Source organism: Pseudomonas sp. BYT-1 (assembly GCF_023611805.1).
Lineage (GTDB): Bacteria > Pseudomonadota > Gammaproteobacteria > Pseudomonadales > Pseudomonadaceae > Aquipseudomonas > Aquipseudomonas guariconensis.
In genome coordinates this window covers 3,196,960-3,222,775 of the sequence record NZ_CP072559.1, presented here as the reverse complement: position 1 = coordinate 3,222,775, position 25,816 = coordinate 3,196,960, and the positions used below count along the sequence as shown (strand labels likewise).

30 protein-coding genes and 1 riboswitch are annotated in these 25,816 nt (G+C 62.0%); of the genes, 16 read left to right on the top strand and 14 right to left on the bottom strand.

The genetic code is table 11. The annotated features are described in order from the left end of the window. The first annotated feature begins 21 nt into the window (after positions 1-21). The 10 genes from J5X93_RS15025 to J5X93_RS14980 all read left to right on the top strand — a co-directional run bounded on the left by J5X93_RS15025 (position 22) and on the right by J5X93_RS14980 (position 8,609). Positions 22-606, top strand: a complete 585-nt coding sequence (locus J5X93_RS15025; protein ID WP_250033636.1) for a hypothetical protein — start codon at positions 22-24, stop codon at positions 604-606. Then, a complete protein-coding gene (locus J5X93_RS15020; RefSeq protein ID WP_250033634.1) occupies positions 606-1,208 on the top strand; it encodes a hypothetical protein in 603 nt (200 codons plus the stop codon). Before J5X93_RS15025 ends, J5X93_RS15020 begins: the two co-directional genes overlap by 1 nt. Positions 1,209-1,210: 2 nt before the next feature. After that, positions 1,211-1,609 carry a DUF6950 family protein gene (locus tag J5X93_RS15015; RefSeq protein WP_250033631.1) on the top strand — a complete coding sequence of 133 codons (399 nt, stop codon included), beginning with the start codon at positions 1,211-1,213 and terminating at the stop codon, positions 1,607-1,609. Beyond that, positions 1,606-4,656: a phage tail protein gene (locus J5X93_RS15010; RefSeq protein ID WP_250342641.1), complete on the top strand. Its 3,051-nt coding sequence runs from the start codon at positions 1,606-1,608 to the stop codon at positions 4,654-4,656. The genes J5X93_RS15015 and J5X93_RS15010 overlap by 4 nt, the downstream gene beginning before the upstream one ends. Further along, positions 4,656-5,675: a hypothetical protein gene (locus tag J5X93_RS15005; RefSeq protein WP_250033625.1), complete on the top strand. Its 1,020-nt coding sequence runs from the start codon at positions 4,656-4,658 to the stop codon at positions 5,673-5,675. The genes J5X93_RS15010 and J5X93_RS15005 overlap by 1 nt, the downstream gene beginning before the upstream one ends. Positions 5,676-5,691: 16 nt before the next feature. Beyond that, a complete protein-coding gene (locus J5X93_RS15000) occupies positions 5,692-6,780 on the top strand; it encodes a hypothetical protein (RefSeq protein ID WP_250033622.1) in 1,089 nt (362 codons plus the stop codon). After that, positions 6,781-7,377: a tail fiber assembly protein gene (locus tag J5X93_RS14995; RefSeq protein ID WP_250342640.1), complete on the top strand. Its 597-nt coding sequence runs from the start codon at positions 6,781-6,783 to the stop codon at positions 7,375-7,377. It begins immediately after the preceding gene. A gap of 71 nt (positions 7,378-7,448) precedes the next feature. Next, positions 7,449-7,892 (top strand): structural protein P5, encoded by a 444-nt coding sequence (locus J5X93_RS14990; protein ID WP_250033616.1) that lies wholly within the window; start codon positions 7,449-7,451, stop codon positions 7,890-7,892. Continuing rightward, positions 7,889-8,428, top strand: a complete 540-nt coding sequence (locus J5X93_RS14985; RefSeq protein ID WP_250033613.1) for a DUF2514 domain-containing protein — start codon at positions 7,889-7,891, stop codon at positions 8,426-8,428. The genes J5X93_RS14990 and J5X93_RS14985 overlap by 4 nt, the downstream gene beginning before the upstream one ends. Continuing rightward, a complete protein-coding gene (locus J5X93_RS14980) occupies positions 8,400-8,609 on the top strand; it encodes a hypothetical protein (protein ID WP_250033609.1) in 210 nt (69 codons plus the stop codon). The genes J5X93_RS14985 and J5X93_RS14980 overlap by 29 nt, the downstream gene beginning before the upstream one ends. Here the strand turns inward: J5X93_RS14980 and J5X93_RS14975 are convergent. From J5X93_RS14975 to J5X93_RS14955, 5 genes are all read right to left on the bottom strand, one after another. Next, complete coding sequence (locus J5X93_RS14975) at positions 8,603-9,268, bottom strand: SOS response-associated peptidase (RefSeq protein ID WP_250033607.1); 666 nt, start codon at positions 9,266-9,268, stop codon at positions 8,603-8,605. The genes J5X93_RS14980 and J5X93_RS14975 overlap by 7 nt on opposite strands. Next, positions 9,214-9,993, bottom strand: a complete 780-nt coding sequence (locus tag J5X93_RS14970; RefSeq protein ID WP_250033604.1) for a hypothetical protein — start codon at positions 9,991-9,993, stop codon at positions 9,214-9,216. Before J5X93_RS14970 ends, J5X93_RS14975 begins: the two co-directional genes overlap by 55 nt. Positions 9,994-10,087: 94 nt before the next feature. Then, entirely contained in the window at positions 10,088-10,264 is a 177-nt protein-coding gene (locus J5X93_RS14965) for a DUF3606 domain-containing protein (RefSeq protein ID WP_250342639.1), read from the bottom strand. Between the two features lie 315 nt (positions 10,265-10,579). Beyond that, positions 10,580-11,158: an AAA family ATPase gene (locus tag J5X93_RS14960; protein WP_102081872.1), complete on the bottom strand. Its 579-nt coding sequence runs from the start codon at positions 11,156-11,158 to the stop codon at positions 10,580-10,582. Between the two features lie 159 nt (positions 11,159-11,317). Continuing rightward, complete coding sequence (locus J5X93_RS14955) at positions 11,318-11,983, bottom strand: SOS response-associated peptidase (RefSeq protein WP_043211597.1); 666 nt, start codon at positions 11,981-11,983, stop codon at positions 11,318-11,320. 229 nt (positions 11,984-12,212) lie between these two features. Here J5X93_RS14955 and J5X93_RS28385 point away from each other — a divergent pair, with 229 nt between their 5' ends. After that, complete coding sequence (locus J5X93_RS28385) at positions 12,213-12,572, top strand: DUF6713 family protein (RefSeq protein WP_043211599.1); 360 nt, start codon at positions 12,213-12,215, stop codon at positions 12,570-12,572. 127 nt (positions 12,573-12,699) lie between these two features. On the opposite strand, the gene J5X93_RS14945 is transcribed toward J5X93_RS28385, so the two are convergent. After that, entirely contained in the window at positions 12,700-12,882 is a 183-nt protein-coding gene (locus J5X93_RS14945; protein ID WP_043211600.1) for a hypothetical protein, read from the bottom strand. A gap of 162 nt (positions 12,883-13,044) precedes the next feature. On the opposite strand from J5X93_RS14945, the gene J5X93_RS14940 reads away from it, so the two are divergent. Continuing rightward, the gene (locus tag J5X93_RS14940; RefSeq protein WP_182943076.1) at positions 13,045-13,866 is read left to right on the top strand and encodes a shikimate 5-dehydrogenase; all 822 of its coding nucleotides are present in this window, start codon (positions 13,045-13,047) and stop codon (positions 13,864-13,866) included. A 107-nt stretch (positions 13,867-13,973) separates the two neighbouring features. Here J5X93_RS14940 and J5X93_RS14935 read toward each other — a convergent pair whose 3' ends face one another. From J5X93_RS14935 to J5X93_RS14925, 3 genes are all read right to left on the bottom strand, one after another. After that, positions 13,974-14,222 (bottom strand): hypothetical protein, encoded by a 249-nt coding sequence (locus J5X93_RS14935; RefSeq protein WP_070571333.1) that lies wholly within the window; start codon positions 14,220-14,222, stop codon positions 13,974-13,976. Between the two features lie 100 nt (positions 14,223-14,322). Further along, a complete protein-coding gene (gene gloA / locus J5X93_RS14930) occupies positions 14,323-14,844 on the bottom strand; it encodes a lactoylglutathione lyase (protein WP_182943078.1) in 522 nt (173 codons plus the stop codon). Positions 14,845-15,068: 224 nt separating this feature from the next. Then, positions 15,069-15,431 (bottom strand): histone-like nucleoid-structuring protein, MvaT/MvaU family, encoded by a 363-nt coding sequence (locus J5X93_RS14925; protein WP_043211606.1) that lies wholly within the window; start codon positions 15,429-15,431, stop codon positions 15,069-15,071. Positions 15,432-15,789: 358 nt separating this feature from the next. Between J5X93_RS14925 and J5X93_RS14920 the strand changes: the two genes are divergently transcribed. Both J5X93_RS14920 and cobF read left to right on the top strand, forming a co-directional pair. Continuing rightward, positions 15,790-17,079, top strand: a complete 1,290-nt coding sequence (locus J5X93_RS14920; RefSeq protein WP_182943080.1) for an OprD family porin — start codon at positions 15,790-15,792, stop codon at positions 17,077-17,079. Between the two features lie 61 nt (positions 17,080-17,140). Beyond that, entirely contained in the window at positions 17,141-17,890 is a 750-nt protein-coding gene (gene cobF / locus J5X93_RS14915) for a precorrin-6A synthase (deacetylating) (RefSeq protein ID WP_090346458.1), read from the top strand. A gap of 43 nt (positions 17,891-17,933) precedes the next feature. Here the strand turns inward: cobF and J5X93_RS14910 are convergent, their stop codons facing one another. From J5X93_RS14910 to lpxO, 5 genes are all read right to left on the bottom strand, one after another. Further along, positions 17,934-19,154, bottom strand: coding sequence for a glycosyltransferase (locus tag J5X93_RS14910; RefSeq protein WP_043211663.1), 1,221 nt, complete (start codon positions 19,152-19,154; stop codon positions 17,934-17,936). Positions 19,155-19,235: 81 nt separating this feature from the next. Then, the gene (locus J5X93_RS14905) at positions 19,236-21,362 is read right to left on the bottom strand and encodes a TonB-dependent receptor (RefSeq protein ID WP_182943082.1); all 2,127 of its coding nucleotides are present in this window, start codon (positions 21,360-21,362) and stop codon (positions 19,236-19,238) included. A gap of 115 nt (positions 21,363-21,477) precedes the next feature. Next, positions 21,478-21,682, bottom strand: a riboswitch (cobalamin riboswitch). A 47-nt stretch (positions 21,683-21,729) separates the two neighbouring features. Beyond that, the gene (locus tag J5X93_RS14900; RefSeq protein ID WP_182943084.1) at positions 21,730-22,299 is read right to left on the bottom strand and encodes a GNAT family N-acetyltransferase; all 570 of its coding nucleotides are present in this window, start codon (positions 22,297-22,299) and stop codon (positions 21,730-21,732) included. 76 nt (positions 22,300-22,375) lie between these two features. Then, positions 22,376-22,720, bottom strand: coding sequence for a carboxymuconolactone decarboxylase family protein (locus tag J5X93_RS14895; protein ID WP_043211617.1), 345 nt, complete (start codon positions 22,718-22,720; stop codon positions 22,376-22,378). Between the two features lie 107 nt (positions 22,721-22,827). Continuing rightward, positions 22,828-23,727 carry a lipid A hydroxylase LpxO gene (gene lpxO / locus J5X93_RS14890; protein ID WP_043211619.1) on the bottom strand — a complete coding sequence of 300 codons (900 nt, stop codon included), beginning with the start codon at positions 23,725-23,727 and terminating at the stop codon, positions 22,828-22,830. A 170-nt stretch (positions 23,728-23,897) separates the two neighbouring features. On the opposite strand from lpxO, the gene thpR reads away from it, so the two are divergent. Both thpR and J5X93_RS14880 read left to right on the top strand, forming a co-directional pair. Further along, positions 23,898-24,443 carry an RNA 2',3'-cyclic phosphodiesterase gene (thpR, locus tag J5X93_RS14885; RefSeq protein ID WP_182815279.1) on the top strand — a complete coding sequence of 182 codons (546 nt, stop codon included), beginning with the start codon at positions 23,898-23,900 and terminating at the stop codon, positions 24,441-24,443. A 148-nt stretch (positions 24,444-24,591) separates the two neighbouring features. Further along, positions 24,592-25,791, top strand: a complete 1,200-nt coding sequence (locus tag J5X93_RS14880) for a sugar transporter (protein WP_070571403.1) — start codon at positions 24,592-24,594, stop codon at positions 25,789-25,791. Positions 25,792-25,816 lie beyond the last annotated feature (25 nt).

Here is a 25,816-nt window from a genome sequence, read left to right as displayed (position 1 = left end):
TCGACCACCAGGAGTGACTACATGGCAATCGCATGGCCGGATGGCCTGTGCCCGACAGAAATGACCTGGGGCGTCGTCTACAACAACCGGGCGTTCACCTCGACGCTGTCGAACGCTCAGCAGATCGTCGGCTACCCGGGGGCCTACTGGCAGTGCCAGATGACCTTCGGCGCGTTGTCGCGCGAGGAGGAGCGAATCCTGACGGCGTTCATCGGCCGCCTGCAGGGCATGTTCGGTACGTTCAATCTGCCAGCGTTCACCCGGACGCGATCCGACTCGATCGGCGCACCCAAGGTGGTCACCGCTAACGCCCAGGCCTCCGTGATGCGCCTGAGCGGGGTGACGGCCAACAAGAAAGTTTTCTCCATGGGGGACTACATCACCATCGGCGGGGTGATGTTCGAGGTCGTCGACGATGCGACTTCTGACGCATCCGGGCAGGTGTTGATCAACGTGAACAAGCCGATCCGCAAGACGATTGCCGCCGGCACTGCAGTTGAGTACCAGGCGCCCTATGCCGAGATGCGGCGCGTCAGTGACAACCACGCCCTGACGCTTCGGCCTTTGGTGGCCAACGGTTCGCTCGAGTTCAGGGAGGCCTTCTGATGGCTGGCGCATTCCCATTCAGTCAGCGGGTGGTGGACATCATCGCCAAGGGCCGATTCATGGCCGTGTACGCCTGCCAGCTCGATTTCCCTGACGGCATGGTCTTCGCCCATACCGGCACGGGTGAGCTTGTGCTAGGCGGCATCACTTACCAAGGCGTGGGCACCTTCGGGGAGGTTGGCCAGGCCCAGGAGAGCAGCAATTCCAGTTCTCCCATGAGCGTCGAACTCACCCTCAACGGCCTGGACACCACGATCATCACCGAGACCAGCCTGAAGGGCTGCCGAGGGCGCAATGCGAAACTGATGTTCGTGGTCATCGACCAGGCCGGCGATTACGCCGCTGACATTCTGTTCAGCGGGCGGATGGATGCGGCCCAGTTCGCGTACAGCGGCAATGGCAGCGATGGCAATGCCATCAAGGTGCCGATCATCGACCGCATGGCCGAGTGGAGCCGTACTTCCACCGAGCGCTGGACCGACGAGAACCACCGGGCCCGGCACCAAGACGACCGCTTCTTCTATGCAGTGGCCCAGATGGCCGACTGGCCCATTTACTGGGGCGCCTCCAAGGACGCCCCGAAGTTCACCTACGAGAAGTGACTATGCGAACCCGCGATTGGACAACTCAACTCGCCAACACGATCAAGGCCGCCACTGAGCGGCCTTTTTCATGGGGCGAATTTGACTGCTGCCTGTTTGCCGCGGACTGCGCGGTGGCGGTGTGCGGGACTGATCCGGCGGCGCTGTATCGGGGGCGGTACACCACGGAGACGGGGGCCAAGCGCCTGCTGAAGAAGATCCACGGTTCGCTCGATGCGGCCTGGGATGCCTGCTTCGCTCGGGTCAACCCGGCGTTCATTCAGCGCGGTGATGTGGCGATGTACGACGGCCCCAACGGGCGCGGAGTGGCGGTGTACTGGGCCGGTGAGTTCTGGTCTGTGGCGGAGGATGGGGCAGGGCGGATCGCCTGCGAGCCTCTGGTGGTGTGGAGGGTTGAATGAGCAAGGCAGTCAAAAAGGTTGCCCTGGTCGCTGCTGGCGCCGCCCTGGGCTTTGTCACCGGCGGCGTGGGCTTCGCGATCATCGGCGGCGCCGTTGGCTTGTTCGTTGGCTCGCAGCAGGACGCAGCGCTCAAGGGCGGTCGAGGCGGTACCGGCGAGCCGTCCGCCCAGACCGTGCGGTCGTCGAAGGCGCCGGCACGCTTCATTCTTGGCCGGGTCAGCACTGGCGGTGTCCTGGTATGGGCGCAGGAGCAGACCGGCAACCAAGGCAATGGCGAGTGGGTGCACCTGGTCTATGTGCTGAGCGAAGGCGCGGTCGATGGGCTGGAGAAAATCTACCTCGGCGAGGAGGAGATCGGTACCTATGGGGAGTACGCCTCGTATGAGTTGATCGTGAACCCCACTCAGGTCAACGCCTTTTTGAAGGCAAACTGCCGGGACTGGAAGGATTCGCAGATTGGCCGGGGCCTGTCCTTCGTTCGGATGTCGCTCAAGCACAATGCGGAGAAGTTTCCCTCGGGCATCCCCAATGTGCGCTTTGTCGTCCGTGGCCGGCGGGATTTGTACGACCCTCGCACCGGCATGACCGGATACAGCGAGAACACCGCCCTTCACCTGTTGTGGTTCCTGCGCGCGCGCTGCAAGGTCCCCGATGACGAGATTGTCTTCGAATCGTTCGCCAGCGCTGCGAACGTGTGCGACGAGGCTGTCGGAAACGCCGACGGCACGACCGGCGTACGCTATCGCACGGGCTGCGTGATCGGCGCCGATGAGCAGCGCACCTCTGTTCTCCAGAAGCTGGAAGAGTCATGCGCTGGGCAATTGATCCGCGTGGGCGGCAAGTGGATGCTGCAGGCTGGCGCCTACTATGGCCCGTACGACTTCGAGATCACCGAGGACATGGTGATCGGCACTGTGTCCGGCTCCACCGAGGTGGGCAATGACGCAGCGATCAACATCGTTACCGGGACCTTCATCGACCCGTCCCAGTCCTGGGCGGAGACCGACTTCCCTGAGGTGCGGGTCCAACAGTGGGTTGACCAGGATGGCGGAGAAGCGTCTGAATCGATGTCGCTTGGCTACGTGACCGATGCCTACCAGGCCCAGCGCCTGGCTAACATCAAGCTGCGTCGCGCCCGCGCTGGCGGCTCTCTGCAAATCCCGATGAACTTCGCTGGCTACAACTGCCGGCCTGGCCGCGTCGTGCGGGTGAACCTGCCGTCGCTGAACATCGTGGGCGAGTGCATCGTCACCGACTGGAACATGGCGTCGGATGACGGCTGCACCGTCACTGTCTCGCAGTACGAGGCAGCGATCTTCGACGATGCGGTGGGCAAGCCTTACAACCCGATTGGCTTCATCAACCTTCCAGCCGGCGGCCTTGGCTCGCCCACGGGCCTCACCTGGACGCAGGACGAGACGGCGGAGATCACTCAGGGGGTGTTGAGCTGGGTGCCGCCGTTCGGTGTCGTCACCGGCTATGCCGTGACGGTTCGACGGGGCGGGGTAGCGGTGCAGGCCCGCCAGGTCCCGGAAACCACCATGCAGCTGCCGTTCTCGGGGCTGCCCTCCGGCAACTACACGATGAGCGTGGCCGCTCTGGGGCCGCTGGCGCGGTCGGGCGAGGCCAGCATCACGGTTAACATCGACGGCCCGCCCGTGCCCGAGGCCTGCGTTGTGCAGTCAACCATCGAGAGCATCTCGCTGTTCCCGAGTAACGTGCAGCATGGCTTAAACGGGGGAACCTATGAGTATTTCTACACCATGGACCCGCAGGCCGCTGCAGATCAGGCCGAGTACCTGGGGCAGGGGCTCAGCCTGACGCACACCGGCCTGGCGTTCTTCACCAACTACTACTACTTCATCCGCTCGCGCAACGCATACGGGGTGAGTGGATTCCTGAAGATTGCTGCATCCACGTCCAACGACGTTACGGCAATGTTGGCAGCGCTCGCGGGGAAGATCACGGAAACACAACTCGGTCAGGACCTGCTCGAGGAGATCCAGAAGATCCCAGGCCTTCAGGACCAGATCGATGCGTTGGGCGGCCTGACGGCCTACGACAAGGATTCGGCCTACACCAAGGACCAGATGGTTGTCGCCGACGGAAAGATCTACCAGGCCAAGCAGGCTGTGCCGGCGAACTCGTCCGGGGCGAATGCGCCGCCGAACACCACCTACTGGATCGATGTGGGCCAATCCTTGGTCACGGCCAATGGCTTGGCCCAACAAGTGGCCACCAACACCGTGGACATCAGCAATGTCGACGGAAAGGTCACGGCCCAGGCGGCGTCCTTTGAAGCGCTGCGCGCTTCGACCCGGGATGACGACGGTTCGGGTGCCATGGCGGATGCGCTCAAGGGCTGGGAGAGCACCTCGGCGCTCGCCACAGAGAAGCGGGTCCGGTCCACCGAAAACATGGCCATGGCCGAGCGGCTGACCACCTTCGATGCCAGGGTGGCCACGAATGAGGCAAACATTACGTCGCTCGAGCGCGTGGTGGCGACCAACGAATCTGCAACTGCGCAGAAGATCGACCAGCTCAATGTGTCGGTGGGCGAGAACTCGGCCGCCATCCAGCAGACATCGACGGCCTTCGCGGATACCTCCGGGAAGCTGTCGACTATGTGGTCGGTGAAGATGCAGCTGAATGCCCAGGGGCAGTATGTGGCCGCTGGTATTGGCCTTGGTATCGAGAATGGGCCGGCCGGTTTGCAGAGCCAGTTCCTGGTTTCTGCCGACCGATTTGCAGTGGTCAACGGCATCAACGGCACGCTGTCTGCGCCGTTCGTTGTCCAGGGTGGGCAGGTCTTCATCAACCAGGCGTTCATCAACACCGCTTTCATCCAGCAGATCATCCTCGGCATGACCTTGAGGTCTCAGGCTGTGGATTCGCAGGGCAGGCCGCTGATCGAGCTGAACATGGTCACCGGCGCCGTCACGATCCGAGGCCAATCGGTCGATGGATCGATTCTGCTGAACAACAACGGCCTGTACGTCTACGACAACAATGGGGTCGAGCGTACGGCAGTGGGGAGGCTGTCCTAATGGCGGTATATGGTGGCCGGACGCGGGATGCGTCCGGTGCGATCACGCTGGATACATCGGTCACGCCACTGCGGTCGATCTACACGACCCAGGTGCAGGGGAATGGGGCCTGGGACCAGTACTTCTCGATCCCGCAAATAAAGGCTGGTTCGTTTGTTGTTGTGCAGTCGCCAATAGTGAACATGTCCAGCGGTGTTGAGGCGTGGTGGAGCCCGGGGACCCTTCATTTGAGGCGGGCGCAAAGTTTGAAGTGGACCGTCAAAGTCCTTTCATACGGCGATGCGCCAGACGCAACGACCAAGTATGGGATCAGGGCGCGAAACGACAACAACCTGGTGCAGATCGACAACGTCAACAAGGTCATGAGCGTTGCCGGATCTGGATCGTTCCAGATTGGTCGGCGCGGCCCGGGTGACTACATCACAACCGGACGCGGGAATTTCCCGGCGCCGATAACCACCATTGAAGAGCCATACGTCTTCCTGCGTTCCGATACCGGAATGATGGTCTGCAAGTATCGCGTGCTCGGTTCTCCAGGTGCTTGGACAGGCTTCACCGTAGATGGCTGGTTTGGAGGGTCATTCGCCAACCTTCTCTACACCGTCCACTGGATGGTTGGCTCGGCCACACCCAGCGGGGCCGAAGGCGATTACGGCATCAGGATTCGAAACGGCTCAGGGGAACGGACCTTCAACAGCAATGACAACCTCATCCTGTTGAGCGGTGGAGCTCCATCCTCAGATCGCTTCAGCGTCGCCGGATCGGATGTGGTGATTGGGTCGGTGTTGTGGTCGAGCTTCCAGATGCCCTGGACCGGCAGTGCCAATGACTACTTCCTGGCCTCAACGCTGCTTTCAACCTTCGATGACGGCGCCAATGTTTATGACAACCCTGCCGGGTTTCTCGTCGGCAACCGAAACGTCCTTCAAGCCTACTCAGGCTCATACACCTCAAGCACGAATGCCTCTGGCGTGAACGGACGGACCTTATTCGCCGGGCGCCCAATGCGTCCTCTTTGATTTTCAGGAGCAATCCATGCCTTGGTACAGAACAGGCCAAGTGGCGATCACGGCTGGCCAAACGACGGTGACCGGTACCGGTACCAGCTTTTCAGCGAATGGCAGGGTAGGTGATGGTTTTCTCGGCCCGGACGGTCGTTGGTATGAGATCACCAACATCGCCAGCAATACCGTGCTGAGCATTCTTCCGGCCTATCAGGGCGCCACGGTAAGCGGCGGTAGCTACGCCATTGCTCCGCTGCAGGGCTACCCCAAGACCTTGGCCGACAAATTCAACGATATCGCCAACCAGTGGGGCGCTACGCTAGCCGGCCTGGGAACGGTTTCCACGGAGAACGTGGTGCCGGTGGCGAAAGGCGGTACAGGCGCGACTACCGCGCCCGATGCGAGAACGGCACTTGGCCTGGGCTCGGCATCTACTCTTGATGCTTCCTCATCGAGCATCGATACAGCCGTGGGTCGGGCTCTTCGGATCGGCGACCATGGGGTTGGTCGCGGCAACGCTTCTACGGGGAATATGCCATCTGGAGCGGACCTCGCGTCGATTGCAGCCAACAGCTTCTTTGCTGCTGCAGACTCGGCCCCCCCCGATTGGCCGAGTGCTTCCGGGGCATTTCCATCCGGTATCCATCTGCAACGCTCGGCGTCAGTCCGCTCGCAGCTCGCGCTGTCTGGAGGAAGCGGTGCAGGAGCGTACCGAAGGGCAAGCATCTCCTCCGCTTCCTGGAGCCCTTGGGCGAAGCTACTCGAGGCTACAGATTTCGTGACGGTAACGAACGCCAATGGCACAGCCATTCGGCTTCCAGACGGAACTCAAATTTGCCTGCTGAATATCAGTGTCACTGACCAAGCCATCGATTCTTCGTACTCATCCGGCTCCGTACAGCTGTACCAGGGCGTCCGGTCTTGGACTTTTCCGGCGGTATTCACAGCTCCGCCGACAGTAATCCCAGGCGCATTCCGGCACGGTAGCGGGGCATCTTGGTCTGCTCTGGGTGGCACAGTCACAACCAACGCCGCACCTCTGCGCGGTATTGACATCATTTCCCGCGCCGCTGGCCCCACGGTGGTGATCAGCGCCGCCGCTATCGGAAGGTATATGTAGATGATCATCAAACTATCCCCTGGCCTCTCTGACCACACGCTCTCCGTATCCCGGCTGGGCGACATGCTCACCCTGAACAACGTTGCGCTGGATTTTGCGCAGCTGCCGGAGGGGGCGACATTGCCAGCTGAGGCCGTCTCGAGCGAATGGGTGCTCGACCCGATAAAGCGGGAGGGCGGGAAACTCATCGTGTCCTTGCGATTGCCGCATGCGCTCGACGCTCCTCAATCGGCGCTGTTCCCGGACGACATCATCGATCCTCCGGATGGGCCAGTGACTTTGCCGGGGCTTGAAGTAACAGCGCCGCAGCCTTCGGCCACGGGTGTCATCGATTGGTCGCAGCTGATCACCGCGGAGGACAAGGCGCAGGCTGCCGCTGAACAGCTGCTGTCCCATGTGGCGGTAGAGGTGGCGCGGCTTCGTGCTGTGGCGGATTCGGCGATTGCTCCGCTGCAGGACGCTGTTGATCTGGATGAAGCCACTGAGGCTGAGGCCGCGCTGTTGAAGGAGTGGAAGCGCTATCGCGTGGCACTGAACCGCCTGCCAGACCAGCCAGGCTACCCCAACGAGATCACTTGGCCCGCGCCGCCGGCCTAATCAACTGAACGACAGCCTGCCAACGAAGACAACCGCCTGATGGCGGTATTTTTTTTACCCGGAGAAAACCTATGACTGCACGCGGCGTCCGCAACAACAATCCTGGGAACATCGATTTCAACCCACGCAACGATTGGGTGGGCCAGCTGGGCTTGGAGCTCGGGGCCATCAAGCCGCGGTTTGCCCGCTTCGACTCGCCCGAGAACGGCATCCGTGCCTTGGGCAAGCTGCTCATTGCCTACCGCGGCAAGGACGGCATGCCCGGTGTGGGCGGGAAGGGCATCGACACGGTGCTGGAGACCATCAACCGCTGGGCGCCGTCGAACGAGAACGACACCAAGGCCTACGCCCTGGCTGTGGCCAAGCGTTTGGGCGTGCGCACCACGGACCCGATCAACATCAAGGACCCGACCACGCTGCGGGTGTTCGTGGAGAGCATCATCATCCATGAGAACGGCGGCAACCCGTACAAGGCTGAGGTGATCGACGAGGGCGTGCGGAGGGCTTTGGCGTGAACGGCTGGGGTCTGCGTGCGCTGGCGCTCCTGCTGGTGGTGGCGTCCTACTGGGGCACCTACCAGCACGGCCGATCTGTAGAGCGCGCTGAGGCTGCCGCCGCATCGGCTCAGCGCGACAGCGGAGACCGCCTGGCCGAGGTATTGGGCGAGCGCAGCGCCCGTGCGGAAGAACAACGACGCGCCAAGGCGCAGGAGGAGGCGAGAGCCCATGCAAGAGAAGAACACCAGGTGGCTGATGCTGGTGCTGCTGGCGCCGATGCTGCTGGCCAGCGGTTGCTGCACGACGCAGCCAGTTTCGCCGCCGCCGTCCGTTGCCCCGGCCCGGACACCGCCGCTATCGCCCGAGGCCAGGCAGCCACCCGCGCCGCCATGGTGCTCTCCGACCTGCTCACACGGGCTGATGCTCGAGCGGGAGAGCTGGCGAAAGCGTATGACCGAGCCCGAATAGCTGGCCAGCAGTGCGAGGCGGAGTATGATGCCCTGATCAGAAAACCGGAGCAGGGCGGTGAAAAGGACCATTCAAGGCCTGGCTGAGGCTGGCGATCAGCTGATCCAGCAGGCCATCGATGCAATCAGGAAGTACCACGAAGCCAAGGACATGGGCGCGCCAGAGGCAGAAGTGGCGCGCTTGAAGCTGCTGGCGGATTCGCTGTATCAGGCTGTCACCGAGTTTCAGCTGAAGTCCCGGGGCGAAGCCGGCGGCACCCATCACTGAATCGGCGTGATCAGGTCCGGACCTTGATTCCGAACATTGCCAACGGCTGTGCTCACCCGGAACCACTCGAATTCCTCAGCGCGCTCGCCCATGTTTAGGGCCATTTGTTCGGCATACTCAAGTGGGTAGGCTGGGTCTATCCAGGCTCTCGCTGGCCCTGGTGCCAGAACCACTGGCCGCCGGTCGTGCACATCGACCATGCCACCCTGGGCGTCGGCGGTGATGATGACGAAACCGTCGTGCTCGCCCCCAGTGAACTGGCCGATCGAGGCGCACAGGGCCGGCTGCCCGTCCCGCCGCCGGATGTAGTAGGGCTGCTTCTTCGGGCCGCCTTCATCGACCCACTCATACCAGCCGTCCACCGGCGTGATCGCCCGATGCGGCCAGATCGCCCGGAAGAATGGTCCGTGGGCAACCTTCTCGACCCTGGCATTGATCGGCGGCGCTCGATCAGTCGCCCAGTGCGGCCGCCATCCCCACCTCACCAGGTCCGCTCGCGGGCCTGCGTCATCCATTCGCAGCACGGCCACCTGTGTGCTGGGCGCCACGTTGTAGCGCTCCAAGGCCTGGTCGCCGATGTTATTGCGCCACACCCCATCCATGTTCAAGGCGTCGGCAAAGTCGTGCAGTCCTCGATATTGCGACAGTCTCCCGCACATACCGGCTCTCCCAAGTTATCGGGGATGAATCCAAGTCCGCCGCACCCTTCGCAATCCTCACGCTGAGCGAACGAATCACGGCATGTCGGGCAGCAGGTGAAGGGTGAGTAGCGAGCCCGATCTCGCAGCATCCGATACCGCCCCCAGTCCTTTTTCTCGAACGCTTCCTGTGCCAGATCCACCAAAGCCCGATAGGCATCTGGATCTTGCACCCCGGTCAGCCATTTACCATTGGACATTCGCCCCGTTTCGACCAGGTGGCACGGAATGCCGTCTCCTGTCACAAAGCGTAGGCCGGATATCGGAATGCAGTAATTCGGCTGGCTCATCACCAGATGCACGCGCCCCTCGGTGACCATCACTCGACCATGATAAGCGGGGAGCATGCTTCGCTCTCCGTCTGCATCCGTGAACGAAAAAACACCATGGCTGATGGTTGCAATCCGCGTGTTCTCCCCATCCGGGACTACGTTGTAAACGGAGGCCTGGCAGTACTGCTCATAGGCAAATTGCTCCTCAAGGCCGGCGGAGTAAGCCGCGTGCGCCTGCTCCCCCATCTCATAAAGCTCCAGCGGATCGAAGAGGTTGAGCTTTTCCATTTCGCTCAGGCGCCAGTCAGCGATGGAGAGAAAGGCTTCTGGATCGCTCAGGCGTAGATGCTCGTTCTGCAGCTCTTTGGTCCATTTCTCCAGAGCTTGTGATTTGGTGATGGGCAGGGTTTTCATGATCGGCCAGCGAATACTGTTTGGATATACAGTATTTCATGTGGCAGGTGTGGTCCAATCCGTGCGACGAAGGGGCGCTGTTGCGCCCGCCCCATCATTTTCCAAGCTGCTTTTGTACCGCCTCAGCGCTTTGACCAACAGCCCTGACTGCATCCTTCAGCTGTTGCTCGGTGACGCCAAATTTTTGAGACCAGTATCTGACCTCCCAGCTTTCCTCGATGTTGATTCTGGATCGATCGTGCGGGCCCCGGTTCGACAGGTCATCAGCCATTTTAAGAATCTCAGATTGGCGGCCTGGCCAATCCAGGTCGCTGAGCATTTGGACCTGTGGGAGCGGGGCGGGTTTGATTTTTTAGTGGGGATGGGGTCGGCAGAACGCCGGAGATGGATAGCCAAGCTTGTACCAATTTTTGTACCAATGGCTGTGTTTTGGTGGGTGTGTGAGCGTGACCCTGCGTGACGAAACCCCCGAATTTATTGGGTTTCGTCACTTACAGGAACTCACGAAAACGCGAAAAACATCTCTGGAGTATGGCCGAACGGCTGTCGAATGCCTTATATCCAAAGGGCGCAAGGTGAAGGAAATTTAATCCTGTACCCGTTCAGCGACATAGCCAGTACCGCTGGGCTCAGCGATGCCCAACGTGGTCAATACGAAGTCGGCACGCTCAGTCACGCTGATCTTGGGCAGCAGCGATACCGCATAGCCTAGCGCTGGATAAGTCTTCTGGAGCTGCTCGAACTCACATCGAGCGGCAGCCATGTCATGGCGGCGCTCTGCGTCCTGCACATAAATCTCTGCCCATGGCGGTGCCAGGAAAACATGAGGGTTATAGGGATGCTGCTGGCTGAGCTTTTCCAGTATGAGATCGCCGGTCAGGGTCTGAAGCGCAGCCGCCGCGTCGATCAGGCCACGGTCGAAGAACACCCATTGCGAACTACCACATGGCGCATTGGCATAGTCCTCCAGCGCTACGTCGATGGCCCGACGCAAGAAGGCTTCCATATCAAGCCAAGGCAATGCCTTCCCGCCTGCGCGTTCCTCTGCCTGCACGACACGCCGCCCGGGCTCTTCTACCACTGCATAGCCGCGCCGCTTAAGCTCGGACAAGAGAGTTGATTTACCTGCGCCTGAGCAGCCGGAAATAACGACGAAGTGATTCATATGTACTCGGTCCGAAAGCCTTCCTTTCAACTGAGCTACGCAGTTTTGCATAAGCGATACTAGATTGCGCTCATCAACAAGCAGGGCACGCCTGAAACGTATGGCGCTGGGGATATTCGGCGAAGTCGTTCCGGGCGGCCGAGGGAAGCGCGACAGCCATCACTGAATCGGCTTGATCAGCTCCGGGCCCTGGTTTCTGACGTTGCCCACGGCCGCGCTCACCCGGAACCACTCGAATTCTTCAGCGGGTTCGCCCAGGTTCAAGGCCATTTGCTCGGCATGCTCTGGTTGGAATGCAGGGTCTACCCAGGCTCTGGCTGGCCCTGGGGCCAGAACCACCGGTCGCCGATCATGCACATCGACCATGCCGCCTTGGGCGTCGGCGGTGATGATCACAAAGCCGTCGTGCTCACTGCCGGTGAACTGGCCGATGCTGGCACATAGGGCGGGTCGCCCGTCCCGACGCCGGATGTAGTAGGGCTGCTTCTTCGGCCCGCCTTCATCGACCCACTCATACCACCCGTCCACCGGCGTGATCGCCCGATGCGGCCAGATTGCCCGGAAGAATGGCCCGTGGGCGACCTTCTCGATTCTGGCGTTGATCGGCGGCGCTCGATCGGTCGCCCAGTGCGGCCGCCATCCCCACCTCACCAGATCCGCCCGCAGGCCTGCGTCATCCATTCGCAGCACGGCTACCTGCGTGGTGGGCGCCACGTTGTAGCACTCCATGGCTTGGTCGCCAATGGTGTCGCGCCAAACCCCAGGCATGCTCAGCGTATCGACGAAGTCGTGTATGCCACGGTACTGGCTGAGCCTTCCGCACATCTGACTTCCCTCCCGGTTAGCCAATAAGCATAGCCTTCTGCTCAACCTGCCGGATCTCTCGCCTCACTGCCTTTGAGGCCCTTACGCGGGTCAAGGTTTTAGCCGTCCTGGTCAGGCCTATGCTTTACGGGCACCGCAGTGGGTGAATTAGCGTTTCGTCGTCGCAGCTCCTATTATCGCCAACGCTTTACGCAGGGATGATCCTCACTGGCTTGAAGGGATTGCTTAAATGGAAAGAAGCTATTTTGTCACGATGCTTGCGCTCATCCTTCATCAGATAGATGCCGCGTACTGGCAGGAATGGGAGATGTTTTTCCTGCCTGGCGGGGTGCAGGGCTTTTTGCTGTTCAATAGCTTGGCAATCCCCGTATTGCTGGTTGGCTATCGAAATGTTTTGCTGGGTACGGCCAACGCCATGGTCTTCGCTAAAGTGTGTGCCGGCCTGGGCCTGCTTACGGTCTTTATCCATACCGGTTTCGGCTTGGCTGGCTTTCATCAGTTTCACCTGCCTGCTTCGATCTGCATTCTCATTCTGTGTTTGGCCAGCGCTCTATGGCTGATGGCCAGAATACGATCCGCATTGCAATGAAGGCCGGGGCTTGCCTCTCAGACGTTCTCGCGGGAAACCCCACACAGGATGTGGCTCCAACAGGCAAAAAAAAGCCCGCCAAGGAGGCGGGCAATAGGGGCTTGGGAGCAACGCACAACAAATTCGGTCAGGCCAGCAGGCTTGCGGCCTGCAAACGCTCGGCAAGGGCCTGGGCGGTGGCTCGGGAGGTCAGTGGACCGCTGACGGTCTCGCCATTGCGGATCAGGTACCAGCAGGCCAGCAATCCTTGTTCACGCAAGGTGGCCGGGACGGCGCTGCCGATGACGGACATGATCTGGATAGTGGCCATTTGAGAACCTCCTGTGTGACATGGGGCTACCTTATCGGGCATCCGGCGCGGCTTGAAATCAACTTCCTCAATAGTGCTAATCAGTTATATCAACGTTAACTCGGGTGCGAAGCAGTCCCTCTGTTACGCTACGTAAACGATTCAGCCTAGGAGAGCGGGGCAATGACGATTCCACCGAGCAGAGACACCGTGTTGTGCATTTCCCTGGCCGGGCGCCCCGGCACGTTTGGGGTACGCTTTCACAACCACCTCTACCGGCAGTTGGGGCTGGACTACTACTACAAGGCCATGACCACCCAGGATCTGCCCGCCGCGGTTGCAGGGATCCGCGCCCTGGGCATTCGTGGTTGCGGTGTATCGATGCCTTACAAGGAAGCGTGCATGGCCCTGGTCGATGAAATCGATCCTTCGGCGGCGGCCATCGAGTCGGTCAATACCCTGGTCAACGAAGGCGGGTATTTGAAGGCTTTCAACACCGATTACCTGGCGGTGCGTCAATTGCGCCAACGCCATCAGGTCGACCCCAGCACTGCGTTCGCCCTGCGCGGCAGCGGTGGCATGGCCAAGGCGGTGGCCAGTGCCTTGCGCGATGCCGGATTCGCCGAAGGCATCATCGTGGCGCGCAACGAGCAGGCCGGGCGGCAACTGGCGGATGTGTGCGGTTATCGCTGGCTGCCGCAGCTGGGCGACCTGTGCCCGCCAATGCTGGTGAACGTGACGCCAATCGGCATGGCCGGTGGGCCCGAGGCAGAGGAATTGGCATTTAGGCCGGATGCCATCGCAGCAGCGCAGCAAGTGTTCGATGTGGTCGCGATGCCGGCGCGCACGCCGTTGATCCGCCATGCCGAGGCGCTGGGCAAGCCCGTGATTACTGGGTTGGAGGTGATCGCGTTGCAGGCGCTGGAGCAGTTCGTGCTGTATACCGGCGTACGTCCGACGGACGCGCAGGTGGCGGCGGCGGTGGAGTATGCGCGGCAGGCTTAGGGCCGTGCAGACGTTGTGGGAGCGGATTTTGCCCGCGAAAGCGGTAGTGGATCAGTCGACGTTTGGCGAGTAAACCCGCTCCCATGGGTGCAGCAGTCTTCGAACCGTCAGAACACCTGGCGGTCACCGTCGAGCTGTTGATCGACCAGCCAGCGGCCATGGGCCAGCGCGGCGTGCTGGGCGTTCTCCAGGTCGGACAGGAAGGCCATCTTCATCGGCAGCGACAGGCGGCGGCTGGTGTGTCCTTGGGGATCGGTGATCAGGCAGCCGGCAGCGAACGGCAGCGGCGACCCAGGATGGGTCATGACGCTCGCGGTGATGGTGTGGTCGCGGTATTCACAGTGAAGGGTTTGCATCGTCCTTTACCTCGCTGTGGCTTGGAAACGGTTTATTCCATATACCACAGCGAGGGGCCGGGAGTTCCCGGCCCGACGAGCGTGCCCTGGCGGGCGAGGCTTAGAACGTGGTCGGCTGGATCACTTCGACCCAGTAACCGTCCGGGTCCTTGATGAAGGCCAGGTGCTTCATGCGGCCGTCCGACAGGCGCTTCTGGAAGGGCACTTCCAGGGCTTCGAAACGCTCGCAGGCGGCGCGTACATCCGGCACCGAGATGCAGATGTGGCCAAAACCGCGCGGGTCGGTGTTGCCATCGTGATAGGCGAACTCGGGGTCGTTCTCGGTGCCGTGGTTGTGGGTCAGCTCCAGAATGCCGGGGATCGACTTCATCCACTGGTGACGCTCGGCGTCATCGGCCGGGATCTGTGCCGGATCGACCAGTGCCAGGAAGTACAGGCTGAAGGCCGCTTCAGGGAAGTCGCGCTTGTCCACCAGGCTGAAGCCCAGCACGCGGGTGTAGAAGTCCAGCGACTTTTCGATGTCCTTGACCCGCAGCATGGTGTGGTTGAAAACGAAGTTGGCGGTGGCGACATCCGGTGTGGCGGTGACGCCTGGCAGGGCGTGCAGATCGTGCAGGCTCATGGGTACTCCAGAAGAGAGGCCGGGACACAAGGCCCCAGCGGGAAAGACAGGTGAGCCATGATACGGCAGTGAGGCGTGAGCGCAAACGAAAGCGCCCTGCACGAGTGCAGGGCGCTGGAATTAGAGGCCCGCATGTGCGGGCGCGTGATGGGGTCGCTAGTCCTTTAGCTGGTTCGATACTGCGCGTGTCGATGTGAAAAAAGTGTGAAGTGGGTGTTGATGTTTCATGGGCGTACCCAACTTTCCACTGTCTTGGCGCCGTACTGTTCTTTCCAGGCCTTCAACCCGCGGTGGTTGCCACCTTTGGTCTCGATCAGCTCGCCGGTGTGCGGGTTCTCGTACACCTTCACCACACGGGGGCGGCGCTGCTGCTTGGGCGCCGTGGTCGGTGCCTTGGTCACTGCCTTCGGGTCGAGGATGGCGACGATGTCGCGCAGGCTCTTGTCATAGCTTTTCATCAGGCCGACTAGTTTCTGCTCGAATTCGATTTCGCGTTTTAGGCCGGCGTCCTTTTTCATCGCCTCCAGTTGCGCCATTTGTTCCTGGAGAGCTTTTTCGGCAGCACGAAACTCTGCAAGTCTGGACACTGTCATCACTCCTGTAAGTGTCGTGGCAGGGCGTGACGAACATACAAGAAGCAATAAACGCCGGCCACGGGGATGGGTACAGCTGTTCGCTGATATCGATTGTAGTCGTCGTCCACTACTGGGTAAACCGCAAACTTTTTATAAGTAATCGCGGAACTTTGTTAGTTTTTCGCGCCTTATTCGCAGCGCGTTGCAAATTGCTCTTCAGCGGTGCTTAGACTATCGTCCAATGGCGCATGCTAGAGGGGTTGCACGATCATTCAAGATGATGGCCATCGTGTTTGTCGGCTGTTCCGTAGTGCCGGGGGCAATGCTGCCCCGGATCGTTTTTCGCCTTCTTCCTGGATGTTCCTTTCGCATGTTTCCCCCGTTTTCCTCAGCCCCCGGGCGCCGTTTTACCGGCCTGTTGTTCCTGTGTGTCGGTGCCCATGCCCAGGCCGCCGGTTTTCTTGAAGACAGCAGCGCCAAGGTCGAAGCGCGCACTGTCTACTTCAACCGGGATTTCCGTGATGGCCACAGCAGTTCAAGTCAAGGCGCATCCAAACGCGAAGAAACGGCCCAGGGTTTCATTCTGAATGTGCAGTCCGGTTATACCCAGGGGCCGGTGGGGTTTGGTGTGGATGCACTGGGAATGGTCGGCTTCAAGCTCGATTCCAGCCCGGCCGATAGCAACAGTGGCCTGCTGCCCTCGTCGGGCCATGACCCGCGCGGTTCGGCCGATCAGTACGCCAAGCTTGGCCTGGCTGGCAAGGTCAAGGTGTCCGACACCGTGCTGCGCTACGGATCGATGATGCCGGATATGCCGCTGCTCAAGTACAACGATGGCCGTCTGCTGCCAACGATGTTCCATGGCGCGATGCTTACCTCCGAAGAAGTGCGTAACCTGAAGTTCACTTTGGCTCGCCTGAACCAGTACACCGCTCGGGACTCCACCGATCGCCAGGACATCCGCGTTCACTGCAAGAACAAGCGCTATGCCTGCAACATCGAGGCCGACCACTTCGATCTGGCCGGCCTTGACTACCGTTTCAATGACCGCCTCAGTGGCCAGTACCAGGTGTCGCGCCTGGAGAACATCTATCGCCAACAATTCCTGGGCCTGGTGGCCAGCCAGCCTCTGGCGGTGGGCAGCCTGTCGGCCGACCTACGCCTGATCAAGAGCGACGATATCGGCAACGCCCGCGCGGGTGAAATCGACCACCGTGCCTTCAGCGGGATGCTCGGTTACAGCCTGGGTGGGCACAAGATCAGCGCCGGCTGGCAGCGCATGTATGGCCAGAGCGCCATGCCGTATCTGGATGGCAGCAACCCTTACTTGGTCAACTACGCCCAGGTCAATGACTTTGCCGCCGCTCAAGAGCGCTCCTGGCAACTGCGTTATGACTACGACTTCAAGGCCCTTGGCGTACCGGGCCTGACATTCTTCACCCGCTACATCAACGGCGACCATATCAAGGTTCCCGGCAGCAGCGCCGAAGGCAAAGAGTGGGAGCGCGATACCGAGCTCAAGTACCAAGTGCAGAGCGGCACCTTCAAGGACGTGAGCGTGCGCCTGCGTAACTCCACCTACCGCAGCAACTATGAAAAATGGGCGCGGGACATGGACGAGACGCGGGTGATCGTGAGCTACAACTTCTCGATTCTCTAGCGTTTTGCCAAATGCCGCCGGCCGCTCGACAATGGCGGCTGGTTGGCAGGAGGACAGGGCGATGAAACGCGTGCTGCTGATTGGCATCGGTCCGGGCGACCCACGCCAGATCACCTATGAAGCGGTGGATGCGCTGCGGCGCGCCACGGTGTTCTTCGTCCTCGACAAAGGCGACGACAAGGATGAACTGGTGCAGTTGCGCAGAAACATCCTGGCGCGCTACGTGCCACAAGGCGGTTATCGCTTGGTGCAATTGAGCGACCCGCGGCGCGATGGCCAGGCGCAGGATTACCTCGGCGCGGTGCAGGACTGGCATCGCCAGCGCGCGGCCTTGTATGGCCAGTGGCTGCAGGACGAGCTGGGCCCTGACGATGTCGGCGCCTTCCTGCTCTGGGGCGAGCCGGGGTTGTACGACAGCACGTTGCGTGTGCTCGACCTTGTTCGCCAACAGGGCATGGCCTTGATGCTGGAGGTCATCCCCGGCATCAGCAGCGTGCAGGCCCTGGCCGCGCGCCATCAGATTCCCCTCAATCGTATCGGCGAGCCTCTGACTGTGCTGCCTGGGCGGCGCCTGGCCGAGCAGACACGGATCGACAACGTGGTGGTGATGCTCGATGGGCAGTGCGCCTTCGCCGGGTTGGACGATCCGCAATTGACCATCTATTGGGGCGCCTACCTGGGGACCGATGATGAGGTGCTGGTCGCTGGGCCGCTGCAAGAGGTCAAGGCACAGATTCTCGAGTTGAGGGTGCGATTGCGGCGACGCAAGGGATGGATCATGGACACCTACTTGCTGCGGCGCGAATGCTGACGTGGGACAGATCGGGAATCGGGGCCGCTTTGCGTCTTCGGTTTCAACGCCGACGCAACATGGCCCCAGTGAAGTTGTACAGACGCTGTTCATCCAGATGCGCCAGGCTGTGCTCGATCCGCTCGGTCAGGGCCAAGGCGTGGCGGTTGCGGTCGTAGCGGGTCTTGAGCAAGGGGGCGCAGGCCGCCTGGGCTTGTTGCCACGCCGCTTGGTCGCTGTAGAGCCGCACGCAGGCTTTCGCCAGTGCCTCGGCGGTCCCGGCGACGGCGCCGGGCCAGGGCAGGGCGCCGTGCATGGCCTCGGCGCCGATGGGCGTGGTGACGCTGGGGGTACCACAGAGCATGGCGTCGGCAAGCTTGCCCTTGATCCCGGCGCCAAAGCGCAGCGGCGCAAAACACAGGCGTGCGTTGCTCATCACCTGCAAGGCATCCTCGGCCCAGCCGAGCAGGTGGAAACCTTCGTCTGGGTTGTGCAACGCCTGGGCCTTGGGCGAGGCGTAGGCGCCGTAGATGTGCAACTGGGCTCCGGGCAAGTGGCGGCGGATCATCGGCCAGAGGTTGTGCTTCATCCACAGCACCGCGTCCCAGTTGGGTGCATGGCGGAAGTTGCCGATGGTCACGATGTGCTCGCGCTCGGCGAAGGGGCGCAACGTCTGGGCCGCAGGGTCGAGCATCAGCGGACACCAGTGCAACAGGTAGTCCGGCACACCAAAGCCATTGACCAGCAGGTCCGTTTCCACGTCCGAGATGATCAGCGACAGGTCGCAGCGGTAGATCGCGGCCAGCTCACGCTGGGCCAGCGCGCTCGGCGCCATTTGGCGGAACAGCTCGGGGCCGCTGGTGTTGAACAGGCCGCGGAAGTCGTTGGGGTCCAAGCCTTCGATCAGTCGCCGGCGCAGCAATTGGTGGCGGGCCTCGCGCAGGCTTTGCAGGTCTGAGGTTTCCAGCACGCGCAGGGCGTTGGGGCAGTGCCGGGCAACGATGGCGCCGAATTGCTCTTCCATTTCGAATCGGTCGAACAGCACCAGGTCGGGCGCCTGTTCGGTGAGGAGGTGGGCAATGCTTGCGTGGTCGCCGGCGAGGGCCAGCTCGGTGATGCCCAGGGCGCGGAGGTCGGCCTTGTGCTCGGCAGGCTCGGTGGTGCTGGCAAAGGTGATGCGCCAGTTGCGGGCGAGAAAACTCTCGAGGATCTGCATCATGTGACCGCCGACGGCGGAAGAGCGCGGTTCGGGCCAGGCTTGGCCGATGACCAGGACGTGGAGCATGGAGGAGGGCCTTGGGCTGGAAAAGGCGCTATTTAATCATGTCCGGGGGCAGGGGGCCGCAGCGCAGCCCCATGCCAGCCTTCAGAACGTGTAATCCAGCGTCGCAAAATACGAACGCGGTGCCCCCAGCAGCCACTGGTCGCTGGTATAGACGTAGGACGCCGCGTACTCACGGTCGAACAGGTTGTTCACTTGCAAGCCCAGGCGCACATCCGGCAACACCTGCCAGCCCAGATTGGCATCGACCACCGTATAGCCAGGTACGCTGTTCTCATTGGCCGCGCTGTCGTAGCGCTGGTCCACGTAACGCACACCCAGGCCGGCATCGACCTGTTGGCCAAACCCCTTGCTCAGCCACAGGTTGGCCGTGCGACTTGGCACGTTGCCCGGTCTGTTGCCAGCGCGATCCACCACGCCGCTTCCGGTGTTCTCGAGATAGTCATCGAACTTGGCGCGCACCACTGCAGCATTGGCCGAGACCTGCCACTGGTTGGCCAAGGCCAGTTCCACCGTCGCCTCCAGGCCATCGGAGGTCTGTTGGCCCGCTTGCTGTACGCCGTGATTCACGGGGTCGGCAACCAGCAGTTTCTTCTTGACGATGTGGTAGGCCGCCAGCGTCCACTCGCCACGGCCCTCCCAGAACCGTTGCTTGAGGCCCAGCTCGGTCTGCTTGGCTTCGGTCAGGTCGTAGCGTTGCTCCGGGCGCAGGGTCAACAAATCGCCTACGCCATCCTCGCTGGTCGAGTATTGCCCGTACAGAGACAAGTCGTCGTTGACGGCGAACACCAGCCCGGCGCGCCAGTTTCCGCCTGGCAGGCTGCGCTCGCTGCGGGTGTCGTTGACCAGATCGTTACGCTCGATGTGATTCTGGTCACGGCGGATACCAGTCACCAACGACAGGCGCTCGGTCAGCTCGGTGCGGTTCTCGGCGAACAGGGCAAAGGTGTGAGTGGTGGACAATGTCTGTGGGCGTGTCGGCGACAGGCTATGGAACCTGCCAGGGGCGGGATGCCAAGGGTCGAGCGGGTCTGTGATGCCATCGTCGTAGGGCGCGTTGCTGTCGACATTGAAGCGGATCTTGTTGTATTCGGCGCCGACCAGCGTCGTGCTGGCCAGGCCAAACAGATCATGGACGAAGGTCAAGCTCTGGCGGTCGCCGATCTGCTCTTGGTTGTGCTTGATCTCAAGGAAACTGCCGCGCTCCAGCCGGTCTTGATCACCATTCCAGGCATAGGTTTCGGCATTGCGCCAATGCCGGCGGCTTTTGATGTAGTACAGCTGGTTGCTGGCCGATACGCTGTCGCTGAGGGTCCAGTCGGTGTTCAGCCGGGTCCATTCGTCGTGGTAGCGCTGGACGTCGTTTTGGATGTTGTAGTTCTTCTTGCGCAGACTGCTGCGGTAATGCCCCTCGATCAGCGGCGTGCCGTAGTAGTTGGCAGGTTCTGCATCGCCGCGCTCGTGGGCCAGGGTGAAGCTCAGGTCATCGGTGGCGTCGAAACGCAGCGCGGCGCTCAAAGCCAGGCTGCGCGAGTCGGTACGATCGACCCAGCCGTTGCCGGCCTGCTGGTTGACCGTCATCCGGTAGCTCAGACGCTCGCTCAGGCTGCCGCCGCTGTCCAGGCCGAGCTGTTGACGGTCCCAGGAGCCGTAGCCCAAGCGCAGCCGGTTGTGGACGTCGCCGGCGAAAGGTTTTTTCGGAATCACGTTCACCACCGCCCCGGTGGCGCCTTCGCCATACAGGACCGAGGCTGGCCCGCGGAGGATGTCGATGCGCTCGACCATCCACGGATCGACCGGGAAGGTCAGCGTACCGGCGCCGCTGTACAGGCGCGAGCCGTCGAACAGGGTCATCACCGAGCTATGGCCTTCGAAGCCCCGGGCCGAGAGGCCGGTGCCGCCATCGCCGGGGCTGCCGGTGAAGCTGATGCCTGGCGAGCGGGTCACGGCGTCCTGGACGGTGAGGTTGTTACGCCGCTCGATCTGTTCGGCGCTGAGGGTGCTGGTGCTGGCCGGGGTTTGCAGGGCGCTCAGGTTCAGGCGCGATCCGGCATCGGTCGGGGTGGCCAGATCGATGGCCAGCGTGTCGTGGGTGTCGGTGATGGTCGTCGAAGGCAGGGCCAGCACGGGATTGTGCTGTTCATCGGCCACTGCCGGAAGGGCAACGGCCAGGCAGGCCGCCAAGGTATGAAGCGTGTAGGTACGGGACATGTCGTTCCACTGCTGCAGGAATGAATGGATCCCGGTGGAAACAACGCAAAGACAAGCGAACGCGCACGCAAGGGGCGTGCGCGAAGACCGGCCTGCGCCCGCCCACCGCGGGTTTGCCAATGTGAAGTTCCAGGCCGGTCTCCGGGCTTGCGAGGGTCATGAAGCCTTCACCTTCCCATGCAGGCGCACAGTGGTCTGTCGAAGGATTCGCTCGCTTACCGTTGCGGGGGCAGCGCCGGACTTGTCGTAGGGACGACGCACCGGCTTCCCGTTTCACCCTGCGCGCGGCGGCGCAGGACACCTGAAACTGGCACGCATCTGACCATCGATCGGGTGGGCAGTCAATGCGCGGGGGAAAGGCGAGGGCTCAGCGCCCGCGTCGGCGCGAGACCCGCGCCTCGATATTCTTGCGCCCGATCAGCAGCGCGGGCTTTTCCACCACCGGCTCGTCCGCCAGCCATTTGTACATCACCAGGCAGTCCACCAACCCCAGTTGGGCATGGCGGTACGCCTTGGGCAGCCGGCCGACGGTCTCGAAGCCGAGCTTGTGCCACAGCGCCACCGCCACTTCGTTGGTAGCCACCACCGAGTTGAACTGCAGCGCCAGGAAACCTTCCTGGCGGGCCAGCTTCTGTGAGTGTTCGCACATCAATCGGGCCACGCCACGGCCACGAGCGGCCTCGCTGACCATGTAGCCGCAGTTGCCCACATGGCTGCCAGGGCCGGCGGCGTTGGCCTTGAGGTAGTAAGACCCCAGCAACTCGCCGTCCTGCTCGGCCACCAGGGTGTGCAGGGGTAGATCCAGCCACAGCTGGCGGGCCTGCTCGAAGGTCAGTGCGGGGTCGAAGGCGTAGGTCTGGCGGGCCTGGACGATGGCCTGGAAGGTCGGCCAGAAACGGTCGAAGTCTTCCGGGGTCATGGGGCGGATCTGGATCATGGCGGCTCCTGCGGGCTGGACCGCCAAGTCTGGGTGGCTTGGCGCCGCCGCGCAAGGGCGACGACGCCGGTCGGGTTCAACTGCCGGCTTTGCCCACGGCGTCCATGGCGCGGGCCGAATAGACCAGCGCGGCGCCGGCGTTCATCGCCACGGCCACGCCGAGTGCCTCGGCGATCTCTTCACGGGTGGCGCCTTGCTTGACCGCCTGTTGGGAGTGCACGGCGATGCAGCCGTCGCAACGGGTGGTCACGGCGACGGCGAGGGAGATCAGCTCGCGGGTCTTGGCATCGAGGTGGTTGGTCTTGGCACCGGCGCCGCTGGCGGTCATGTAGCCGGCCACGGTGTCCGGAGACAACTGCTTGAGATCGCCGATGCCGGCCATCAACTGCTTACGGTAGGCGTCCCAGTCCATCATGCTCATCGTCTTCACCTTGGGAAGGTTGCGGAGTGGAGCTTTCAGGCTAGTCGAAGTTTTCGGCAAGGGACGGGCTTGTGTCGCGATGGGCCGCGAAGCGGCCCATTGGCATTTCAGATGTAGATGAAGAACAGCACCAAGGCTGCGACCACCGCCCACTTTTCCAGGTAGTAGCGGGTGCGGTTGCGCTTTTTCAGCGCTTTGCCGCGCTCGCGGATCTTGTAGATACGGGTGAACAGGCGGTTGATGCCGCCGGTCTTGTCATTGGCGTCGTTGGGCGCGGCGGCGGCGGCCATGACGTTGCGGCTGAACCAGCGGTTGAAGGCGGTCGCCCAGCGGTACTTGAGCGGGCGCTCGACGTCGCAGAACAGAATGATGCGATTGTGCTCGGTGGTGTTGGCGGCGTAGTGGATGTAAGTCTCGTCGAACACCACCGCTTCGCCGTCGCGCCAAGCGTACTTTTCGCCATCCACATCGATGTAACAGCCGTCGTCGTTCGGCGTGTCCAGGCCCAGGTGGTAGCGATAGGAGCCGGCATACGGATCGCGGTGACGCACGAGCTTGGCGCCTGGCGGCAGGGTGGCGAACATGGCGGCCTTGACCGTGCCGATACCCTGCAGCAGCTCGGTGGTGCGGGGGCACAGCTTCATCGCAGAAGGATGGCTCTCGCCGTACCACTTCAGGTAGAAGCGCTTCCAGCCGGTCTTGAAGAACGAGTTGAAACCGACATCGTCATAGTTGTCGGATTTCTTGATCTCGCCGACGTGCAGTAACTGCTGGGCTTCTTCGCGGATTTCCTGCCAGTGGTCCTTGAGCGGTTGCAGCTCAGGGAAGGCCTCCACCGGCAAGTAGGGCTTGGCCGGGTGTTTGGAGAACAGGTACAGGAAGGCGTTGACCGGCGCCAGGAAACTGGAGTGATCGCCCAGCTGGCGGGTCAACTTGTGGCGAACCCGACCGCGCAGGTGGACATAGGCGATCGAGAGGACGAATAGAAGTACTAATGCAATTTTCATGGACGGCTGCTTGTCAAGATGGCCATGCTTCGTGGCTTGAGCCCGCCAGCATAAACAATCATGCGTCGGCTTTATAGAATTAATCTCACATTGCCAGGCAGACATTCGTACGATAAGCCCCGTTCGTGCCGTGTGCCCCGGCCTAGACCTTTTCCAGGAGGGAATGACCAATGGCATTCGTCGAACGCGACAAGGGCCAGCCCTTCAAGCGCCTGTTCTTCGCTCTGACGGTCAGCGATGCCCAGCGCCGCGCCATTGCCCAATGGCGGCGCGCGCTGGCGCTGCGCAGTGGCAAGCCGGTGCCGGCGCAGAACTTTCACCTGACATTGTTGTTTCTAGGCGATGTGGATGTCGCCCAGGTGCCCGCCCTGTGCGCCGCCGTGGATCAGCTCAAGCGTCCAGAGGCGCCGATACGTCTGGTGCTGGATCGTCTACAAGTGTGGCATCGCGCCAGTGTCTTGGTCCTTGAGCCCCAGCAGACGCCTCCGGCCTTGGGTCAGTTGGTCTACGCCCTGCAACAGGCAGCCTTGCCGTTGGGCGTCGCCGAGCAGACCCGCGAGTACCGGCCACACCTGACGCTGTCCCGCGATTTTCGCGCCCAGGTGCCGGAGTCTCCCACGGCGCCGGAGTTTTTCCTTGCCGCGCGCTCGTTCGTGCTCTACGAGTCGCGCAAGGGCGCCTATTGGCCACTGGCCGAGTGGCCTTTGGAAGGCTGAGGCCAGCACAGGCTTCATGGTTGTGAGACAGGGGCTTGACGCGTACCATGCCGAGCATTCCTTTCAATAACAAACCGCACGGCACTGGCCAGCATCGGCACGTGGCGTGTGGCTTTTCGTCTTGCCTGCGGAGATCAACAACCCATCCATGAACGGACCTACTCCAAGCGTCTTGCCCACCACCGCGCAAAGCGGCAGCTGGCTCAGTGTCATCGCCCTGGCGCTGGCGGCCTTCATCTTCAATACCACCGAGTTCGTACCGGTGGCGCTGCTCAGCGACATTGGCCACAGCTTCGACATGAGCACCGCCCAGGTCGGTCTGATGCTCACCATCTATGCCTGGGTAGTGGCGCTGGCCTCGTTGCCCATGATGCTGATCACCCGCAACATCGAGCGTCGGCGCCTGCTGTTGTTCGTCTTTCTGGTGTTCATCGTCAGCCACCTGTTGTCGTGGCTGTCCCAGAGCTTCGCCATGCTGCTGGTCAGCCGTATCGGCATTGCCCTGTCCCATGCGGTGTTCTGGGCCATCACCGCGTCGCTGGCGGTGCGCGTGGCCCCCCCAGGCCAGCAGGCCAAGGCCCTGGGCCTGTTGGCCACCGGTACCACCTTGGCCATGGTCATGGGCATTCCGCTGGGACGCGTGGTGGGCGAGGCTTTAGGCTGGCGGGTGACCTTCCTCAGCATTGCCGGTGTGGCACTGGCCACCTTGCTGTGCCTGGTGAAGTCGCTGCCGCTGCTGCCGAGCCAGAACTCCGGTTCCCTGCGCAGCCTGCCGATCCTGTTCAAACGCCCGGCACTGGTGATCACCTACCTGCTGGTGACGTTGGTGATCACCGCGCAGTTCACCGCCTACAGCTACATCGAGCCGTTTGCCTTGCACGTGGCGCAGATCGGCGGCGAGCGCACGACGCTGTTGCTGCTGCTGTTCGGTGGGGCCGGGGTGTTCGGGTCGCTGTTGTTCAGCCGCTACAGCGACCGCTTCCCCCATGGGTTCCTGGTGGCGGCCATCGCATCCCTGGCCGCGTGCCTGCTGCTGTTGCTGCCGCTGTCGGGCAATTTCTATGTGTTCGCGGCCTTGAGCATGGTCTGGGGCGTGGCGATCCTGAGCTTCAGCCTGTCGTTGCAATCGAAGACTCTGAAGCTGGCGTCGGACGCCACCGATGTGGCCATGGCGCTGTTCTCGGGGATCTACAACATCGGCATCGGCGGTGGTGCCCTGCTGGGGAGTATCGTCAGCAGCCAACTGGATGTGGCGTACATCGGCGTGGTCGGTGGCAGCGTTGCGGTGGTGGGGCTGGTGCTGGCGGCGGCGAGTACGGCGCGGTTTCGCCAGGCGTTAGGCAAGTAGACGCAGGCGCTCTTGAATCCGGCGG

Bases quoted from the DNA above. Each gene is read 5' to 3' on its own strand.
- J5X93_RS14970 (WP_250033604.1), bottom strand. From the start codon at position 9,993: ATGAAAACCCTGCCCATCACCAAATCACAAGCTCTGGAGAAATGGACC.
- J5X93_RS15025 (WP_250033636.1), top strand. From the start codon at position 22: ATGGCAATCGCATGGCCGGATGGCCTGTGCCCGACAGAAATGACCTGG.
- J5X93_RS14880 (WP_070571403.1), top strand. From the start codon at position 24,592: ATGAACGGACCTACTCCAAGCGTCTTGCCCACCACCGCGCAAAGCGGC.
- J5X93_RS14910 (WP_043211663.1), bottom strand. From the start codon at position 19,154: ATGCTCCACGTCCTGGTCATCGGCCAAGCCTGGCCCGAACCGCGCTCT.
- gloA (WP_182943078.1), bottom strand. From the start codon at position 14,844: ATGAGCCTGCACGATCTGCACGCCCTGCCAGGCGTCACCGCCACACCG.
- J5X93_RS14960 (WP_102081872.1), bottom strand. From the start codon at position 11,158: ATGAATCACTTCGTCGTTATTTCCGGCTGCTCAGGCGCAGGTAAATCA.
- J5X93_RS15000 (WP_250033622.1), top strand. From the start codon at position 5,692: ATGCCTTGGTACAGAACAGGCCAAGTGGCGATCACGGCTGGCCAAACG.
- J5X93_RS14920 (WP_182943080.1), top strand. From the start codon at position 15,790: ATGTTTCCCCCGTTTTCCTCAGCCCCCGGGCGCCGTTTTACCGGCCTG.
- J5X93_RS14900 (WP_182943084.1), bottom strand. From the start codon at position 22,299: ATGATCCAGATCCGCCCCATGACCCCGGAAGACTTCGACCGTTTCTGG.
- J5X93_RS14975 (WP_250033607.1), bottom strand. From the start codon at position 9,268: ATGTGCGGGAGACTGTCGCAATATCGAGGACTGCACGACTTTGCCGAC.
- J5X93_RS15015 (WP_250033631.1), top strand. From the start codon at position 1,211: ATGCGAACCCGCGATTGGACAACTCAACTCGCCAACACGATCAAGGCC.
- J5X93_RS15010 (WP_250342641.1), top strand. From the start codon at position 1,606: ATGAGCAAGGCAGTCAAAAAGGTTGCCCTGGTCGCTGCTGGCGCCGCC.
- cobF (WP_090346458.1), top strand. From the start codon at position 17,141: ATGAAACGCGTGCTGCTGATTGGCATCGGTCCGGGCGACCCACGCCAG.
- lpxO (WP_043211619.1), bottom strand. From the start codon at position 23,727: ATGAAAATTGCATTAGTACTTCTATTCGTCCTCTCGATCGCCTATGTC.
- J5X93_RS28385 (WP_043211599.1), top strand. From the start codon at position 12,213: ATGGAAAGAAGCTATTTTGTCACGATGCTTGCGCTCATCCTTCATCAG.
- J5X93_RS14895 (WP_043211617.1), bottom strand. From the start codon at position 22,720: ATGAGCATGATGGACTGGGACGCCTACCGTAAGCAGTTGATGGCCGGC.
- thpR (WP_182815279.1), top strand. From the start codon at position 23,898: ATGGCATTCGTCGAACGCGACAAGGGCCAGCCCTTCAAGCGCCTGTTC.
- J5X93_RS14945 (WP_043211600.1), bottom strand. From the start codon at position 12,882: ATGGCCACTATCCAGATCATGTCCGTCATCGGCAGCGCCGTCCCGGCC.
- J5X93_RS14965 (WP_250342639.1), bottom strand. From the start codon at position 10,264: ATGGCTGATGACCTGTCGAACCGGGGCCCGCACGATCGATCCAGAATC.
- J5X93_RS14940 (WP_182943076.1), top strand. From the start codon at position 13,045: ATGACGATTCCACCGAGCAGAGACACCGTGTTGTGCATTTCCCTGGCC.
- J5X93_RS14995 (WP_250342640.1), top strand. From the start codon at position 6,781: ATGATCATCAAACTATCCCCTGGCCTCTCTGACCACACGCTCTCCGTA.
- J5X93_RS15020 (WP_250033634.1), top strand. From the start codon at position 606: ATGGCTGGCGCATTCCCATTCAGTCAGCGGGTGGTGGACATCATCGCC.
- J5X93_RS15005 (WP_250033625.1), top strand. From the start codon at position 4,656: ATGGCGGTATATGGTGGCCGGACGCGGGATGCGTCCGGTGCGATCACG.
- J5X93_RS14955 (WP_043211597.1), bottom strand. From the start codon at position 11,983: ATGTGCGGAAGGCTCAGCCAGTACCGTGGCATACACGACTTCGTCGAT.
- J5X93_RS14990 (WP_250033616.1), top strand. From the start codon at position 7,449: ATGACTGCACGCGGCGTCCGCAACAACAATCCTGGGAACATCGATTTC.
- J5X93_RS14905 (WP_182943082.1), bottom strand. From the start codon at position 21,362: ATGTCCCGTACCTACACGCTTCATACCTTGGCGGCCTGCCTGGCCGTT.
- J5X93_RS14935 (WP_070571333.1), bottom strand. From the start codon at position 14,222: ATGCAAACCCTTCACTGTGAATACCGCGACCACACCATCACCGCGAGC.